The following is a 16,795-nucleotide window of genomic DNA, read 5'->3' as shown; positions in this document are numbered from 1 at the left end:
ATTTTACTGCGCCTACCCTTTGTTTTTCATATGATTGAGTCAAGAAAAGCAAAACAAAAAACGAAAAGAGCTAAAGCGACTTTCATTTATAAAAGAGAAAAACAAAGGGGATGACGAGATGACATTGGCAATTGAAATGAAAGATGTAATGAAAAGCTTCAATGAAAAGACGGCACTTCGAAATGTAAATATTGAGGTGAAGCAAGGCGAAATTTTCGGATTCCTCGGACCGAGTGGATCTGGTAAAACGACAACAGTAAAGATTTTAACTTCTCAATTACTGCATAGCGTTGGAACGGTAAGAGTATTAGGGAAAGATATTACAGGGCCAAGCAACATCGATTACAAACGAATTGGTATTTTAACAGACAACAGTGGCTTATATGAAAGACTTAGCATTTATGATAACTTACTATTATTTTGTGACTTATACGATTGTAAAAAAGAACGAATCGATGAAGTGCTAGCGCAAGTGAATCTATTAGATGATAAAAAAACATTAGTAAAGAAATTATCAAAAGGAATGAAGCAGCGCGTTACACTAGCAAGAGCAATTCTTCATAAACCAGATATTCTCTTCTTAGACGAGCCAACATCAGCACTCGATCCAGTTAACGTACAAAACATTCATAAAATCTTAAAAGACTTAAATAAAGAAGGAACGACGATTTTCTTAACGACGCACAACATGGAAGAAGCAGAGACGCTTTGTAATCGTATCGCCTTTCTATGTGGCGGAGAAATTGTAGCACTTGATACGCCAGAGAACCTGCGCTTGCAATACGCTAAGGATCAAATACAAGTCGTATTAAAAGATAAACAAAAAGAAGTAGTGCAAAAAGACGAATTAGGCGCAAAACGTATTTCAGAATGGATGAAAAAGGGCGAATTACTATCTATTCATTCACACGAACCAACGCTAGGCGATATCTTTATTGAAGTTACTGGGAGGGGATTATAATGACATTTTCAATGAGACGATTTTCAGCTATTTTTCGGAAAGAGGTACAGGATATTAAAGCAAATGCATCTGTACTCGTAATGGCAGCACTGCCACTTGTATTTTCTTTTGTTTATCAACAGATGGATGGACCGAAAGAACAAATCGCTAATATGGTAACTTTAATGGCCTTAACAATGGTAGGAAGCTTTGTTCAAGCGGCTTTAATTGCGGAAGAAAAAGAAAAGCACACACTACGTGTAATGATGTTATCACCAGCATCATCGTTAGAAGTATTATTAGGGAAAAGTGCATTAACAGCTCTTATTACATTTGTAATTTGTATTAGTAACTTTGCTATTTTAGGTGTAATGAAGGGGAATATGGTTTTAATCACTCTATTTTTACTTGTTAGTATATTTTTCTTCCTTATGTTAGGTACGGCGATTGGATTAATAGCTAAAACAACGGCGTCAACATCAGTAGTAGGTATGCCGATTCTATTTGTTTTTCTTTTAGCTCCAATGTTCGGGCAATTTATTAAAAGTGATTTTGTAAAAAAAGCAATCGATTTTCTTCCAACGAAACATCTTGCGGATGCAATGCCAAAGCTGCTAGCTGGAAAAGGTTTTTCAACTGTTAGTGGTGATTTAATAAATATTATAATTTGGTGTGTGCTTTCAATTATTCTTTGTATTGTAATCTACAAAAAGAAACAAATGGACTAAAAACTGAGCTGAAACGCTCAGTTTTTTCTTTTTTCTATCATTTCCTCGGAAATTTTACAATTCTCATACATATTTTTACATATTTTGTCGAAAAGTAATTAGTTATACGTTGTATAGGATACGTGAATATTGTTCAAAATGATTGCTGAGGTGATGATGGAATGCGAGGAAGAAATAATAAAAAGTCGCAAAAGGTAGTACATTTATTTCAAAAAAGATGGGTGTTTCCGGCACTATACATTGCTTGTGCAGCAGTAATTTTAATGGTTGCGCTATGGTTCCAAGGAGCTAATCCGAAGAAGACTCCGAACCAAGATCAAGCAACACCGTATACACAATCGGAAGATCCAGCAGTACCAGTAACGAAATCTTCAGAAGTAGTGAAAATGCCAGCTGCCGCTAATGCGGAAGTAGTCGTGCAGAAGAAGTTCTATGAAGATGCAGCAACTGAGGCGGAACAAGAAAAAGCACTTGTCTTTTATAACAACACATATTCCCCAAACAAAGGAATCGACATTGCTGCGAAGAATGGAAAAGAATTTAATGTAGCTGCTGCTTTAAGCGGTACAGTAACGAAGGCTGAAAAAGATTCACTTCTTGGTTATGTTGTAACAGTTGATAGTGGAAATGGTGTAGCAGCTTCTTATCAAAGCTTAGGTAGTGTGAAAGTAGAAAAAGGTGCACGAGTTGTACAAGGTGAAGTATTAGGAACATCCGGTCTAAGTGCAATGAATAAAGAAGCAGGTTCTCACGTTCACTTTGAAGTACGTAAAGACAATGTGGCTGTGAACCCTGAGCGCTACTTAAATAAATCAGTAGCAGAAATTAAAGCCGATGCAGGTGCTGCAAAGGCAACGAATGCTTCTGGTAAAAAAGCTGATGACAAATCTCAAAAAGAAGAAAAGTCAACAAGCACGACACCAGAAAGTAAAACAGAAGACAAGTCTCAAAAAGAAGAGAAATCAACTAGCGGTTCGACTAGTGACAAAAAAGAAGAACCGAAGAAAGAAGAAAAATCAACAAATGGTTCTACAGAATCATCTAACAGTTCTTCTTCACAAGAATAAAAAAGTGAAAAAATCAGCTCTCCTAGGAGAGCTGATTTTTTCATTTTTATATAAAAATACTCGATTTCGAGAAAAAAGTTGCAATAACAAGGAAAAATGACGAGATTCTCGAATATATATTACAAAAAGGAGGGGATACTGTGTCATTTTTATTTGTTCTGTCGATTGCTATTATTTTATTGTTTGTTTTATTCACCTTATATTATTATATTGCCGGTAAGAAAGAGGTTCCCCACCATCAATTGTTAGAAGAAGAGTTGGAAAGAGAAGAATGACACTCTAAGAAAGAGTGTCTTTTTCTTTTTGTACACCTATTGGAATTTTTAAAGCTAGGCCGTATAATACTAATTGTGATTTTTTTACATAGGAAAACGATATTTGAGTACAGTAGGAATCTAAAATACTGTGTTTTTTTGTTGTGGTTGAGGGGGAAGTTTAATGAAATCTAGAGAGCGCAAAGGTTTTAACAAGGTTTTTATTTTCATCGCTATAGCAATTGTGTTAATTGGTACGATTGGGTTTGTTATTTTTAGTAAGGTTAGTAAAGATAGTAAAGAAAAAAAAATTCCAGTTTTGACTTATTATTATTTAGCAAAAGATAAGGATAAAAAGGTAAGTGCGGAGTTGAAAAATCGAAACACGGTTTTATCTGTTGAAGAGTTTGAAAAACAAATGAAGTATTTAGCTGATAATCAGTATCGTACTCTTACATTAAAGGAATTTAATGAATTTATAAAAGAAAAAAAGAAATTACCTGAAAAAAGTGTGTTAATCTCGTTTGATAATTCTTCAAAATCGAATTATTTATATGCATATCCTATTTTGAAAAAATATAAGATGCATGCAGTTTCATTTGCAGTTACTTCTAAAATTGTAGGTAAAGAACAAAATTTGGATGTTCAAAAAGTTCAGCCATTAAGTGAAGTAGAGATGGATAAAATGAAAGATGTTTTTGAATTTGGAAGTCATACACATAATCTTCGTGATGGCGCTGATGGTTCGGTGGCTTTAATAAGTAAATCAAAGGATGAAGTTAAAAAGGATGTAGCAAAGAGTCAACAAATTTTAAAAACAAAATATATGTCATACCCATTAGGGAAGTACAATAAAGAGACTATTGAAGTGTTAAATGAATTGAATATGTCTTTAGCATTTACTAGCTTACAAGGTTATGCAACATCAGAACAGAATCCATTAGAAATCAAGCGTTGGTCTATTTCTACAGATACTACAATGAATCAATTCTCTGAAATTGTTTCTGGGAAATACAAGGTTAATAAAAAATAAAATTTAGTCGATTTTAAAATTATATAGTTTACAGCTGGAAAACATATTTGAATTCTTTTGAATTCAAATATGTTTTTTTGTTATTTATAACAATAAAAATATTAGAAACATGGAATGTTCGCGATTTTTCACATAAGAAGTTTAAGTTTCTTAAAGTTAGTCTGCAAAAATACTGAACATGTAGCATATATCAGTAGTGCGGGCAATACAATGGTATAAACCAAAGCAAAGAGAGTGTTTGAGGTGAGAAATCGTGAATCATTTCATTATAAATCCAAGAATGTTTAACGCTTACAAACAGCACTCACACTTACTTCTTAGTCGTATGCAGCGAGGCTCATTTCACACTTCTCACATCCAATTTAGGGAGGCGAGTGGTGTGCACGATTACATCAAAGAGAGAACTATCAAGATTGGTAAGTATATCGTGGAGACAAGAAAGACAGTGCGTGTCATTGCAAAGGAATTTGGGGTATCAAAGAGTACAGTCCATAAAGATTTAACGGAACGTCTACCAGAAATTAATCCAGAGCTCGCAAATGAAGTGAAAGAAATTCTTGATTATCATAAGTCTATTCGTCATTTAAGAGGCGGAGAAGCAACAAAACAAAAGTATAGAAAAGAAGATGTAGAAAAGCCGGTACGTCAATAAAGGTACAATCGTGAACATTCCGTTTCAATTCGGTAATATTTTTCAGAAGAATTCTTTTTGCGAATATTACGTTTCTGTTAAATTTATGATAAAATCAGAAATTAGGTGTAAAAGAATTCGGGTGTAACCTGATTTTGAATATCGAGGAGGAAAAAACGGGAATGTTTGCGCGAGATATCGGAATTGACCTAGGTACGGCTAACGTATTAATCCATGTTAAAGGTAAGGGTATTGTATTAAATGAGCCATCTGTTGTTGCTATTGATCGTAACACAGGTAAAGTATTAGCAGTAGGTGAAGAAGCAAGAAGTATGGTGGGACGTACGCCTGGTAATATTGTAGCAATTCGTCCACTAAAAGATGGTGTAATCGCAGATTTCGAAATTACAGAAGCAATGTTAAAGTATTTCATTAACAAATTGGACGTAAAGAGCTTCTTTTCAAAACCTCGCATTTTAATTTGTTGTCCAACAAATATCACATCAGTAGAACAAAAAGCAATTCGTGAGGCTGCTGAACGTTCAGGTGGTAAAACAGTATTTTTAGAAGAAGAACCAAAAGTAGCCGCAGTTGGTGCTGGTATGGAAATCTTCCAACCAAGCGGTAACATGGTTGTTGATATTGGTGGGGGTACAACGGATATCGCTGTACTATCTATGGGTGATATTGTTACCTCTTCCTCTATCAAAATGGCTGGCGATAAGTTTGATATGGAGATCTTAAACTACGTTAAACGTAAGTATAAGCTATTAATTGGAGAACGTACTTCAGAAAATATTAAAATTAAAGTTGGTACAGTATTCCCAGGTGCACGCAGTGAAGAGCTTGAAATTCGCGGACGTGACATGGTAACTGGTTTACCACGTACAATTACAGTATGCTCTGAAGAAATTACAGAAGCACTAAAAGAAGACGCAGCTGTCATTGTACAAGCTGCAAAAGGCGTACTAGAGCGCACACCACCAGAATTATCGGCTGACATCATCGATCGCGGTGTTATTCTAACAGGCGGTGGAGCTTTACTACACGGTATCGACATGCTTCTAGCAGAAGAACTAAAAGTACCAGTATTAATTGCTGAAAACCCAATGCACTGCGTTGCGGTTGGTACAGGTATTATGTTAGAAAATATTGATAAATTACCACGTCGTGCTTTGAGATAAAAAATAAATTCAATTGTAAATAAAAAACCAGAAAGAAGCAATTCTTTTCTGGTTTTTTTATTTAATAAAATATATTGGAAAAACACTTACAAATTAGTATTGTTAGCGCTTTCTTTATGTATATATTACATAAAATGCATATTAATTGTAATAGTTGGTCAATAAAAATTATGTTATAATCGCTAGTGTGAATTTCGTGTGAACTTGATGTAAATAATTTGTAAATCTCGGTGATTTACATAGGGCTTTGTTATTTGAATAATGATGCGAGGAAGGTCCTATTGTTTTTTTTTATTTTTTAGAAAAATTTGCAGGGGGACAATTAAATTATGAAAAAGGTAATTACATATGGTACGTTTGATTTACTACATTGGGGACATATTAATTTATTGAAGAGAGCAAAGGGTTTAGGAGATTATTTAATTGTGGCTGTGTCTTCTGATGAATTTAATAAAATAAAAAATAAAAAATCTTATCATAGTTATGAAAATCGAAAAATGATGCTAGAAGCGATTCGTTATGTAGATGAGGTAATTCCAGAGTGTGATTGGGAGCAAAAAGTAAAAAATATCCAAGAACACGATGTTGATGTATTTGTTATGGGGGATGATTGGAAAGGCAAGTTTGACTTTTTAAAAAGCTACTGTGAGATTGTTTACTTGCCAAGAACGATAGGTATTTCTTCAAGTAAAATTAAACAAGAATTAATGTTAATTGCTAGGTAAGGTATGTTAAGAGAAATTATTGTAGCAATATACCTAGTTGTATTCAAAATTATATTTAGCATAGCAAACATAGCGCCACTTAAAAATAAAGTTACCTTTATTATGTCATATGGTGAAAATCTTATTTTTATTTATGAAGAAATGAAAAAGCAAAACGTAGATTGTGAGGTTGTTTTTTTATATAAATCAACTTGTAAGTATGAAGTGAAGAATTATCCAGATGTAAAGGCAGTGGCATTTGAAACAAAGGATATTATACAAACAATAAAAGCAATATATCATTTAGCAACATCTCGGTATGTTATTATTGATAATTATTTTGGATCATTATCTACGATACGTTTCAAAAAGAAGGTCGAATGTATTCAAATTTGGCATGCAGCAGGAGCACTTAAAAAGTTCGGGTTGTTAGCACCTGCCTTTAAAAAGCGATCCAAATATGCTCAGGCTAGGTTTTTAAGAGTATACAAAAATTTCCATAAAATTGTTGTAGGATCGGACGCATTGGCTGAAATTTATAAGCAGTCGTTTGGAGTGAAAGAAGAAAGTATATTAAAAACAGGTATCCCACGTACGGATTTATTTTTTTATGAAAATGACCAAAAAGTTATTATTAATAATCTGGTAAGTAGCAATCCAAACTTAACTAAGAAAAAAGTGATTTTATATGCCCCTACTTTTAGAGATAAAGAGCTAGAGGATTTTGATTTGGGTTTAAATATTGATGCAATGTATGAAGCGTTAAAGGATGAATATATTTTTATCATTAAACTACATCCTGCTATTAGAAATAACTTGAAACACAAGGAAACGTATAAAGGCTTTTTGTATGATTATTCTTTATATCCTAATATAAATGATTTGTTTTTGGTGACAGATATTTTAATAACAGATTACTCTTCTGTGCCTTTTGAATTCTGTCTGCTAAATAAGCCAATGATATTTTTTGCGTATGATTTAAATAAGTATGCGAAAAAAAGAGGGCTTATTGGAGATTTTGTATCAAATGTGCCAGGGCCAGTTGTGTATAGTTCGACTGAGATTATTAAGGAGATACAAACTCAGTCGTTTGATTTTAGAAAAATTGAGCGGTTTAATGCACAATGGAGCCAATATTCAAATGGGAATTCCAGTAGGGATTTAGTGCATTACTTATTTAACGATAATAATAGCAAGCTTTAAGTTAATTATAATTTATGAAAATCACTTAGTCTTCCGTTTGTGCGAGTGTTTCGAAGGGCTTTATTAAAAAGACATTTGATATGAAAAAGTAAATAGATAGCTACATGATTTTGTAAAATGGTTAAGCATAGTTAGAGGGTGTACGAATAATATGAATGTCATCAAAAGGATAAAAAATCATCGGTTGGTAAAAGGTTGTTGCAAAGTAATATTTATTGCTTGTAGCTACTTACCTGTTCGAAAGAAATTAGTTGTTTTTGAAAGTTTTTCCGGCAAACAGTATAGCTGTAATCCACGGGCTGTATACGAGTATATGGAAAAACAAAATTTAGGGTTTCATATGGTTTGGAGTGTGAATAACAGTTGCACAGCACATTTTGAAAAAGAAAACATTCCATATGTTAAACGTTTTTCATTTCGCTGGTTTATTTTAATGGCACGTGCTCAATATTGGGTTACAAATAGCCGAATGCCTTTATGGCTTCCGAAACCGAGGCATACAACTTATGTACAAACTTGGCATGGTACACCGCTAAAGAAACTGGCTTTGGACATGAAAGAAGTTTACATGCCAGGGACAACCACAGAAAAGTATAAGATGAATTTTCAAAGAGAGGTAAGAAATTGGGATTATTTATTGTCTCCTAATACGTACTCAACAAAGGTTTTTCAAAGAGCGTTCCAATTCGAAAAACATGTAGTTGAGTCTGGATATCCTCGGAATGATTTCTTATATGTAAATAATAATTGTAAGAAGATTGATGAATTAAAGAAAAAGAATGGCTTACCGCTAGATAAAAAAATCATTTTATATGCTCCAACATGGAGAGATGACCAATTTTATATTAAAGGACGTTATAAATTAGACTTGCAATTAGACTTAAATCTGTTACAAAAAAAATTGGGTTCTGATTACATTATTTTATTAAGAATGCATTATCTAATAGCAGAACAGTTCGATTTAGAACCGTATTTAGGGTTTGTTTATGATTTTTCTCATTATAGTGATATTAATGAACTATATATATTAGCTGATTTATTAATAACAGATTATTCTTCTGTCTTTTTTGATTACGCAAACTTGAAAAGGCCTATTATTTTTTATACGTATGATATGGATTCGTATCGTGATAAGCTGAGAGGCTTTTATTTTGATTTAGAGAAAGAAGCTCCAGGGCCGGTTGTCTTAACAACAGAAGGTGTACTAGAAGAAATTATGAAGTTTGCAAGACATGGATTAGGGGAGTTTGAAAAAAAATATGATGCTTTCTATGATAACTACTGTTACTTGGAAGATGGTTTTGCATCTAAGCGTGTGGTAGAGAAGGTGTTTTTTGGAGAGGCGCAATAAAATGAATGCAATGATTAAGGTATTAAAAGAACAGATAAATAGTCTTTATTTAATTAAACGTCTATCTATTTATCAAGTTAAAAGTTCAAATAAAGATAACTATCTGGGCATTGTTTGGGAAATGTTAAACCCTTTAATTCAAATGAGTATTTACTGGTTCGTCTTCGGAATTGCAATAAGAGGTGGTTCAGGTGTTGATGGTGTTCCATTTGTATATTGGTTAATCTCTGGTATAGCAGTATGGTTCTTCATTAACCCTGCAACTTTGCAAGCTTCTAAATCTATTTATACAAGATTAAATATGATTTCAAAAATGAGCTTTCCAATGAGTGTTATTCCTAGTTATGTAATTATGTCTAACTTATATCAACATCTAATATTAATAGGTATTGTTACTTTTATATTTTTAGTAGGAGGCCAAGGGATTTCACTTCACTATATTCAATTAATTTATTATATGTTTGCTACAGTTATGCTTGTTTTTGCATTTTCTTTAATAACCTCTACTTTATCTACAATTGTACGTGATGTACAAATGATCGTACAATCTTTAATGAGGATGTTACTCTATTTAACACCAATTTTGTGGACTCCTGAGAAGTTACCACATGCACTACAAAAAATTATGCAACTTAATCCATTATGCTACATTGTTGAAGGTTACCGAAAGTCCTTTTTGGGGACAGGTTGGTTTTATGAAGATATAAAGTATGCCCTCTATTTCTGGGGGGTTGTGTTTGTTATGCTATTGATTGGTACATCAATACATGTGAAATTTAAAAAACATTTTGTAGACTATCTATAATGAGGGTTATAAAAAATGAATTATTCAGTGAAGTTTCATAATGTAACAAAAAAATATAAAATGCATAGTAAAAACTCTGATAAGTTAAAGGATATTATATATCCTGGCGGATTTGGTGAAGACTTTTATGCGTTAAGAAATTTAAGTTTTGAAGCACAAAAAGGTGATGTAATAGGGATTATTGGTGTAAATGGATCAGGTAAATCAACAATGTCTAATTTAATTGCCGGTATTACACCCCCTACAGCAGGAACTATTGATATAAAAGGCAATATAGCGCTTATTGCTATATCTGCTGGGCTTAATAATCAATTAACAGGTCGTGAAAATATTGAGTTGAAATGTTTGATGATGGGATTGAGTAAAGAAAAGATTCAAAGTTTAACACCAAAAATCATCGATTTTGCAGATATCGGTAAATTTATTGATATGCCCGTTAAAAAATATTCTAGCGGCATGAAGTCCCGTCTTGGCTTTGCAATTTCGGTAAATATTGATCCGGATGTTTTAGTTATTGATGAAGCATTATCTGTAGGGGATCAAACATTTACAGATAAATGTTTGAAGCGAATGAATGAATTTAAAGAGCAGGGAAAAACGATTTTTTTTGTAAGTCATTCATTAGGGCAAGTGAAGCAGTTTTGTACAAAAGCATTATGGCTAGAGTATGGTGAAATAAAGGATTATGGACTTATGCAAGATGTGATGCCTAAATATGAACAGTTTCTAAAACAATATCGTGCTATGAGTAAAGAGGAACAACAAAAGTTTAAAGAAGAGGCACAGCGAAAACAGGCTGGCGAAGCGTTTCACAAAGAAGACAATATAAATATTACACCACCTATATATGGATATGCTTCACTAAGACGAAAAAAAGATAATAAAATGAAAAAAGTGATGATTGCTGCGACTGGATTAGCTTTATGCATCGGATTAGGAAGTGCATTTTACTTGAAAAAAGACTTAATATTGAATTCATCGCAAGTAGAAGTAGTAAATAAAAAGACAACAGCATCTAGTGAAAAGAAAAAGAATCCATTGGTGGACTTAGATGTGAGGTATGTAAAATCAGCAAAAGCACGTATTAGAGATATGCCAAATTTAAATGGAAAACCAATAAATTTGATGGAGTTTGGTACGCCATTTATTGTCAGAGCGCAGCAAAAAGATGAAAAGGACGATATAAATTGGTTAAAACTTGTATATGAAGATGGAACAGAAGGCTGGATCAGTGAGAGTGTGTCTAGTATCATTCCTTTTAACTCAGCTTTACAGTATGAGGCGATCTCTAACAAGTTAGAGGAGCTATCAGGCTCAAATCAAGATTTTAAGAGTGGTATATCTCTATTAGGGAAAAATCAACAAGATGTACAAAGTATAATAGGGAAGCCTAACAACATAGAAAATCTATTAGAAGGTACATTAAATAGTTATAAGAATATCAATGTCTTATACAACCATCAGTCCACTGTAAAACAGGTTATAATAAAAAATATATCTATTCCTAAAGAGGCGATGTTAGAGAAATTAGGTCAAGCACACTTAATAAGTGAAGATGGAGCGTCATTTATATACCGATCTGATAAATATGATTTTAAATTTTCATCTGTAGATGGTATAACTATTAATCGGATATCTGTATTTTTACATATTAATTAAATTGATGAAGTGTTTGCATGATTACGGTGGGGTTAAAACCTTCGTATATCGCTCATAGTTGAGTTACATCATACAATTTGCTTAGAAATCTAAGGTGCGTGGCGTGTATTTAACTATATGAATTTAATTCATTGAAATGCTGAAGAGAGTGTGAAACGAATGGTAGAATCCCCCGGAAAATTAATTAATAAAATACGAATAACATCGTTCAAGAAAAGAAAAGGAAAGTGGCAGTTTACTATAAGAGTAAACTGTAGAGACAAATGTACGATCCAAGGTATAACTTTAAAAAAAAGGAACGGAGATAAAGTTTATCAAATCCCATATCAGGAAAGTAACGTAAATGAAGTTGAAAAAAAAATTGTCTTTGAAGTAGAACTGAGTCAAATTGAGCTAGGTCCGTTTTTCTGGGATTTCTATGTGCATCTGAAATCTGATGAACTTAAAAGCTATCGAATTAAGCATCCGAGTTATATGGTTAATAGAAAAATAAACAATCGTTTACAGCATGACCATACTGAAGGTGAGTACGTAGTATATCCATATGTGACCGTCAAAGGTGGGCTCAGTTTACATTATCGAAAAAAGGGAACTTATGACCAGTTAAAATATGCCTTGAAAGAAAAGCTATCGTTAATTATATACTATACATTTAAATGGTATTGGGATCGAAAAGGTGTTGTATTAGTATATGAGAAATTTAGCCAAACAGCACAAGATAATTCTTATTATTTCTTTAAGTATTGCTATGATCATAAGAAAATTCCAAACCTATATTATGTAATTAATAAAAAGTCTAAAGACTATAAGATGCTTGATCAATATGAGGATAAAGTTATCGATTTTATGAGCGTTAAGCATATGATTTATCTTCTTGCTAGTACATTTATGATATCTTCCGAGTCAAAAGCACACTGTTATATATGGAAGGAAAACAGAGGGACGTTCAAGAAAGTTATACATGCTAAAAATCACGTTTTTTTACAACACGGTGTACTAGGATTAAAAAGGGTAGATTCAATTTTTAAAAAAGGTAGTCCGAATGGAACGAATCTATTTTGTGTATCTTCGGAATACGAAAAAGAAATCGTAAAACAATTTTTTAATTATAGGGAAGATGAAATAATTGTAAGTGGATTAGCACGGTGGGATTATTTGCAAAATGAAAGCGGGGAGAAAAAACAAATTTTATTACTACCGACATGGCGAGAATGGCTAGATGAGATATCAGAGGAAGAATTTTTAAATAGTCAATTTTATAGGCAATATGAAAGGTTATTAAACGATACAAATCTTATTGAACAATTAAAGAAACATAACGTTATATTAAAGTTTTTTATGCATCCAAGAATTCGTAATTCTATTCATTATTTCCAGCGCCATACTCCGAATATAAAGTTTGTTAAAGACGGAGATACAAAAATTAATGAGTTGATAATGGAATCTTCATTGCTTATAACAGATTATTCTAGTGTTTCTTGGGATATGTATTATTTAAAAAAACCAATTATTTTTTTCCAATTTGATGAAACAATGGATGGTTATTTGGATGTAGAGCATAAATTATTTGGAGATGCATGTACACATGTAGATGAACTAGTCCAATTATTAACCTTTTATATAAATAATGGTTTTAAGGAAAAGGAAAAGTACGGATTGCTAAGAAATCGTTTGTTTTCATATGTTGATCAAAATAATGTGAAGAGAATTGTTGAAGGCATTCGTTCAAAGGAAAAACAATTAAAAAACTAACACTTCTTTTTTTATTACTTGAGGATATTTTATTATATTGCCAATTAAGTAAATAGGTATACTGTGTTTGTCGTATTTAAATGTAATCAGGGTCTTGTTTCTTAATTACGACAGGTATAATAGTTTTTTATATAAGAAACACAACATCACTTGTAAATAAAAGAATGGATATAGTAGTAGGGGTAGTGAAGCTAACTGTTAACAGAGGAAAGGTGAGGTCGAATTGAAAGTAAAAATATTACTGGAAGAAATGAAGATTACTCAAAATAAAAATATTGAATTTGAAATCTCTATACAAACAGATGGAAATACTAAAGCTGTTTGTGAGAGAGTAAAGGGATTATATATTCATAAAGGAAATTCTAAAAAACAGTTATCACTATCTAGTATGAAAATCCATAATGATAGGATTATATTTGTTCTTCCGATTTCAGAGCTTTCTCAAATAATGAATTACGGAAAATTAAAAGTTTCCTTACAAATAGATAAAGACATTATTTTGCTCCATGTATATAACAATTTGAAAAAGAGTTTCTTTATATGTCCTGACAATACAAGTTTTCAAGTGACTGCGAGTAATTCAGTTGAAAAACTTGCTGAATTTAGTAGAAAAGATTCTGTAAGTATTGCTGTATCCACAAATAAAATTTTTGAAAATAAAGAGAAGGATTTTATTATACAAGGAAGATTCTCTCCAGAGTTTAAACGGAAGGAAGTACGTTTAAAAGAATTTTTCTTGAAAAATAATCTTACAAAAGAAGTTAGAAAACTAACAGATTTAAAAGTGAATGAGAGCATAAATGAATATCAAGTAATACTGAAATTAAATGGAAACCCTTTATATGAAGGGAATTGGGAACTATTTTGTGCAGGAATGCTTAATGGGAAACCTGTATTGGTAAAAGTTAGAAATAAACAAGAAAGAAAAGTAGTTGGAAGTTATTTTAGTTATTATGATCAATTACATTACCATATGTTTTCTCGTAATGATAAACATGAGCTCGTTATGAATATTAAAAGGAATACAGAGCGAATGGCCTCTACTAAAGTTGAAAATGTAAGTTTAGATCAGAATAAGCTTACTATCGAAGGCTCAGTTCAATTTAATTATTTGGTAGACATGAAAAACCAAATGGTAGAGCTACTATTTATTCAAAGAGATACAAAAAGGGAACAATCTCACCCTATCAGTATAACGAATGATTTGTTTAAAAAGACCATTGTTTTTGAAGAAGGCGACTTCTTTGAAGAAAAAGGAATTTGGGATGTATTCGTAAGCTTTAAAGTGCAAGGAATCAGAAATAAGATTCCATTAAATCTAGGTTCTAATCCGGATTCAAAAGCAGATTTTTTAATTATACCTAAGACATTTTATAACAAATCAGGTGCTATAAAGAGAATTCGTCCATACGTAACTCTAGATAATAATTTAGCAGTATTAATTAGAAATGAAGGAGTATACTGTGATGTTATTAGAGTTGACTATGAAGCGAGTAAGTTAATTGTAAAAGGTTTTGTAAGGATCTCAGATATCAATTATGTTTTAAAAGATGTGTATCTTTATGAAGAATCCTTAAATTTGAAAATGAAGTGTACAAATAAATTTTCAAAAGGAGATGGTGGCTACTATTTTAGTAGCTCATATGACTGGGATTCATTTGATATTGCTAAAATTGGTGAAGTGAATTTTAAATTTATGGTTCAGGTTGAGAGTAATGGTAATAACATTGAATTTAAATTAGCCTCTAATTTAAATGACATTAAAAATAAATCAAAGATAATGATTTATCCACCATTAAACAAAGACGCTAATGGATATCCAATACAAATTCGACCTTACTATACAAATAAAAATGAACTGTCTATTTCAATACGAAATTCTCTTCAAGCACATTGTATCATGATGGATGTAAAGAAAAGGCATGTGAAATTTACAATTCAGCTAACAATACAAGACCATTTTGTATTGCAAGGCGCAGAATTAGTCTTGAAGCATAGTCAAACACAAGAAATCGTAAAACAGCAGCTTCAGTCGAATAGTGAAAATGAATATGTATGTAGTATGGATCAAGCATTTATCAAATCTATTGAGTCATATGAACAAGGTAGGTGGGATATTTATTTTTCTGCACGAGTGAATAATAATATCGTTCAAGCAAAATTATTTGGTAAGGATTTAGATGTTATTAATAAGAATTCGACTTTTAAATCAAATGCGATAAAAGTAGCAGATGAGTTATATATGTCAATTTTCTTTGATACAAAGAGTAGAGTAATGTCACTTGAAACGCGAAACTTAAGGGTTCATGAGAAACCAAATGAGAAGATAAGATTTTTAGCGGCAAAAGGTGTCGCTAAATTATGGAGCAAGTTTAGAAAAAAAACGGTATGGCTTATTGGTGAGAATTTAGGAGAAGTTGCACAAGATAACGGATTTGCCTTTTTTGAATCTTGTATTAAGAAGAATGTCCAAGAAGAGACGTATTATGTGAGCAAGAAAAATAATAAAAATATCGACAATCTCTTACCATATAAAGATAAAGTTGTGCGATACGATAGCTTTAAACATCTTGTTTTATACTACTTAAGTGAATATACAATTGTAAGTCATGGAATTAGGGATGTTATTCCAAGTATTGTTCATAATAAGATGGCGAGTAATACAAAAAAAGTTATCTATTTGCAACATGGTATTATTGCCATGAAAAAATTGCAATTTAATAGAAATTCATATAATGGAATGATTAAAAAGTTTGTTGTTTCTTCCGAACATGAAAAAAATATCATGATCAATGAAATGAACTTTAAAGAGAAGCAAATCATGGTTACGGGCTTAGCTAGGTTTGATTCGTTGGTAGACAAGAGTAAAGATAAGAAAACGAGAGAAATTCTTCTTATGCCTACATGGAGAGAATGGGTGATTGGTTCAAAAGAAGGATTTTTAGCTTCTGATTTCTTTATAAATTACCATGGATTATTACAAGATAAAAAATTGCATGATTTGCTTGAAAAGCATGATTTAGTACTTAAGTTCTTCCCGCACATTGAAATTCAAAAAAAATATATGGACGAATTTGCATCTTTAAATGAAAGAATACAAGTTGTTAAATTGGGTGAAGAAAGTGTAAAAGAATTGATGCAAAACAGTTCTTTAATGATTACGGACTATTCAAGTGTTGTATTTGATTTTAACTATTTGAAAAAGCCAACAGTCTTCTATCATTTTGATGTAAATGATTATTTGAAACATAGAGGTTCCTATGTAGATTTAAGAAAAGATCTAGTTGGGGATATTGCACTGACAAGAGATGAAGTTATTAAATACGTAAGCGATTATGCTAAAAATGATTTCAAGTATAAACCGAAATATAATATAAATTCTAAAAAATATTATGCTTATCATGATAAGCATAACTTTGAACGGATTTATAATGAAATTGAGAAATTATCTAATAAAGTAACGACTAAATAGTGAGGTGAAAAA

The 16,795-nt window shown here is 31.9% G+C and carries 14 protein-coding genes; all 14 read left to right on the top strand.

All coding sequences use genetic code 11. From position 1 onward, the window contains the following. Positions 1 to 118: 118 nt before the first annotated feature. The 14 genes from V7S50_RS21710 to V7S50_RS21645 all read left to right on the top strand — a co-directional run bounded on the left by V7S50_RS21710 (position 119) and on the right by V7S50_RS21645 (position 16,783). Positions 119 to 961, top strand: coding sequence for an ABC transporter ATP-binding protein (locus V7S50_RS21710; RefSeq protein WP_046960129.1), 843 nt, complete (start codon positions 119 to 121; stop codon positions 959 to 961). Next, positions 961 to 1,668 (top strand): ABC transporter permease, encoded by a 708-nt coding sequence (locus V7S50_RS21705; RefSeq protein ID WP_000144424.1) that lies wholly within the window; start codon positions 961 to 963, stop codon positions 1,666 to 1,668. The genes V7S50_RS21710 and V7S50_RS21705 overlap by 1 nt, the downstream gene beginning before the upstream one ends. Before the next feature lie 161 nt (positions 1,669 to 1,829). Next, positions 1,830 to 2,735, top strand: coding sequence for a M23 family metallopeptidase (locus V7S50_RS21700; RefSeq protein ID WP_242254255.1), 906 nt, complete (start codon positions 1,830 to 1,832; stop codon positions 2,733 to 2,735). Positions 2,736 to 2,875: 140 nt separating this feature from the next. Next, a complete protein-coding gene (locus tag V7S50_RS21695) occupies positions 2,876 to 3,010 on the top strand; it encodes an ABC transporter ATP-binding protein (protein ID WP_242254257.1) in 135 nt (44 codons plus the stop codon). A gap of 163 nt (positions 3,011 to 3,173) precedes the next feature. Next, on the top strand, positions 3,174 to 4,022 hold the full coding sequence (locus V7S50_RS21690; RefSeq protein WP_097950847.1) for a polysaccharide deacetylase family protein: 849 nt from the start codon (positions 3,174 to 3,176) through the stop codon (positions 4,020 to 4,022). Positions 4,023 to 4,401: 379 nt separating this feature from the next. Beyond that, complete coding sequence (gene spoIIID, locus V7S50_RS21685; RefSeq protein WP_000544012.1) at positions 4,402 to 4,674, top strand: sporulation transcriptional regulator SpoIIID; 273 nt, start codon at positions 4,402 to 4,404, stop codon at positions 4,672 to 4,674. Between the two features lie 161 nt (positions 4,675 to 4,835). After that, positions 4,836 to 5,837 carry a rod shape-determining protein gene (locus tag V7S50_RS21680; RefSeq protein WP_016085501.1) on the top strand — a complete coding sequence of 334 codons (1,002 nt, stop codon included), beginning with the start codon at positions 4,836 to 4,838 and terminating at the stop codon, positions 5,835 to 5,837. A gap of 329 nt (positions 5,838 to 6,166) precedes the next feature. Further along, the gene (gene tagD, locus V7S50_RS21675; protein WP_075309801.1) at positions 6,167 to 6,562 is read left to right on the top strand and encodes a glycerol-3-phosphate cytidylyltransferase; all 396 of its coding nucleotides are present in this window, start codon (positions 6,167 to 6,169) and stop codon (positions 6,560 to 6,562) included. Between the two features lie 3 nt (positions 6,563 to 6,565). Beyond that, positions 6,566 to 7,744 (top strand): CDP-glycerol glycerophosphotransferase family protein, encoded by a 1,179-nt coding sequence (locus V7S50_RS21670; protein ID WP_097950845.1) that lies wholly within the window; start codon positions 6,566 to 6,568, stop codon positions 7,742 to 7,744. Positions 7,745 to 7,895: 151 nt separating this feature from the next. Beyond that, positions 7,896 to 9,095 (top strand): CDP-glycerol glycerophosphotransferase family protein, encoded by a 1,200-nt coding sequence (locus tag V7S50_RS21665; protein WP_242254260.1) that lies wholly within the window; start codon positions 7,896 to 7,898, stop codon positions 9,093 to 9,095. 1 nt (position 9,096) lies between these two features. Further along, positions 9,097 to 9,900: an ABC transporter permease gene (locus V7S50_RS21660; RefSeq protein ID WP_242254261.1), complete on the top strand. Its 804-nt coding sequence runs from the start codon at positions 9,097 to 9,099 to the stop codon at positions 9,898 to 9,900. 15 nt (positions 9,901 to 9,915) lie between these two features. Next, positions 9,916 to 11,559, top strand: a complete 1,644-nt coding sequence (tagH, locus tag V7S50_RS21655) for a teichoic acids export ABC transporter ATP-binding subunit TagH (protein ID WP_242254262.1) — start codon at positions 9,916 to 9,918, stop codon at positions 11,557 to 11,559. A gap of 159 nt (positions 11,560 to 11,718) precedes the next feature. Next, complete coding sequence (locus V7S50_RS21650; RefSeq protein WP_242254264.1) at positions 11,719 to 13,311, top strand: CDP-glycerol glycerophosphotransferase family protein; 1,593 nt, start codon at positions 11,719 to 11,721, stop codon at positions 13,309 to 13,311. A 223-nt stretch (positions 13,312 to 13,534) separates the two neighbouring features. Further along, positions 13,535 to 16,783 (top strand): CDP-glycerol glycerophosphotransferase family protein, encoded by a 3,249-nt coding sequence (locus V7S50_RS21645; RefSeq protein WP_242254265.1) that lies wholly within the window; start codon positions 13,535 to 13,537, stop codon positions 16,781 to 16,783. Positions 16,784 to 16,795 lie beyond the last annotated feature (12 nt).

The organism is Bacillus sp. CCNWLW194 (assembly GCF_037120585.1).
Classification (GTDB): domain Bacteria; phylum Bacillota; class Bacilli; order Bacillales; family Bacillaceae_G; genus Bacillus_A; species Bacillus_A basilensis.
The sequence above is the reverse complement of the archived record's forward strand: the minus strand, read 5'-3'. Positions and strand labels throughout refer to the sequence as shown.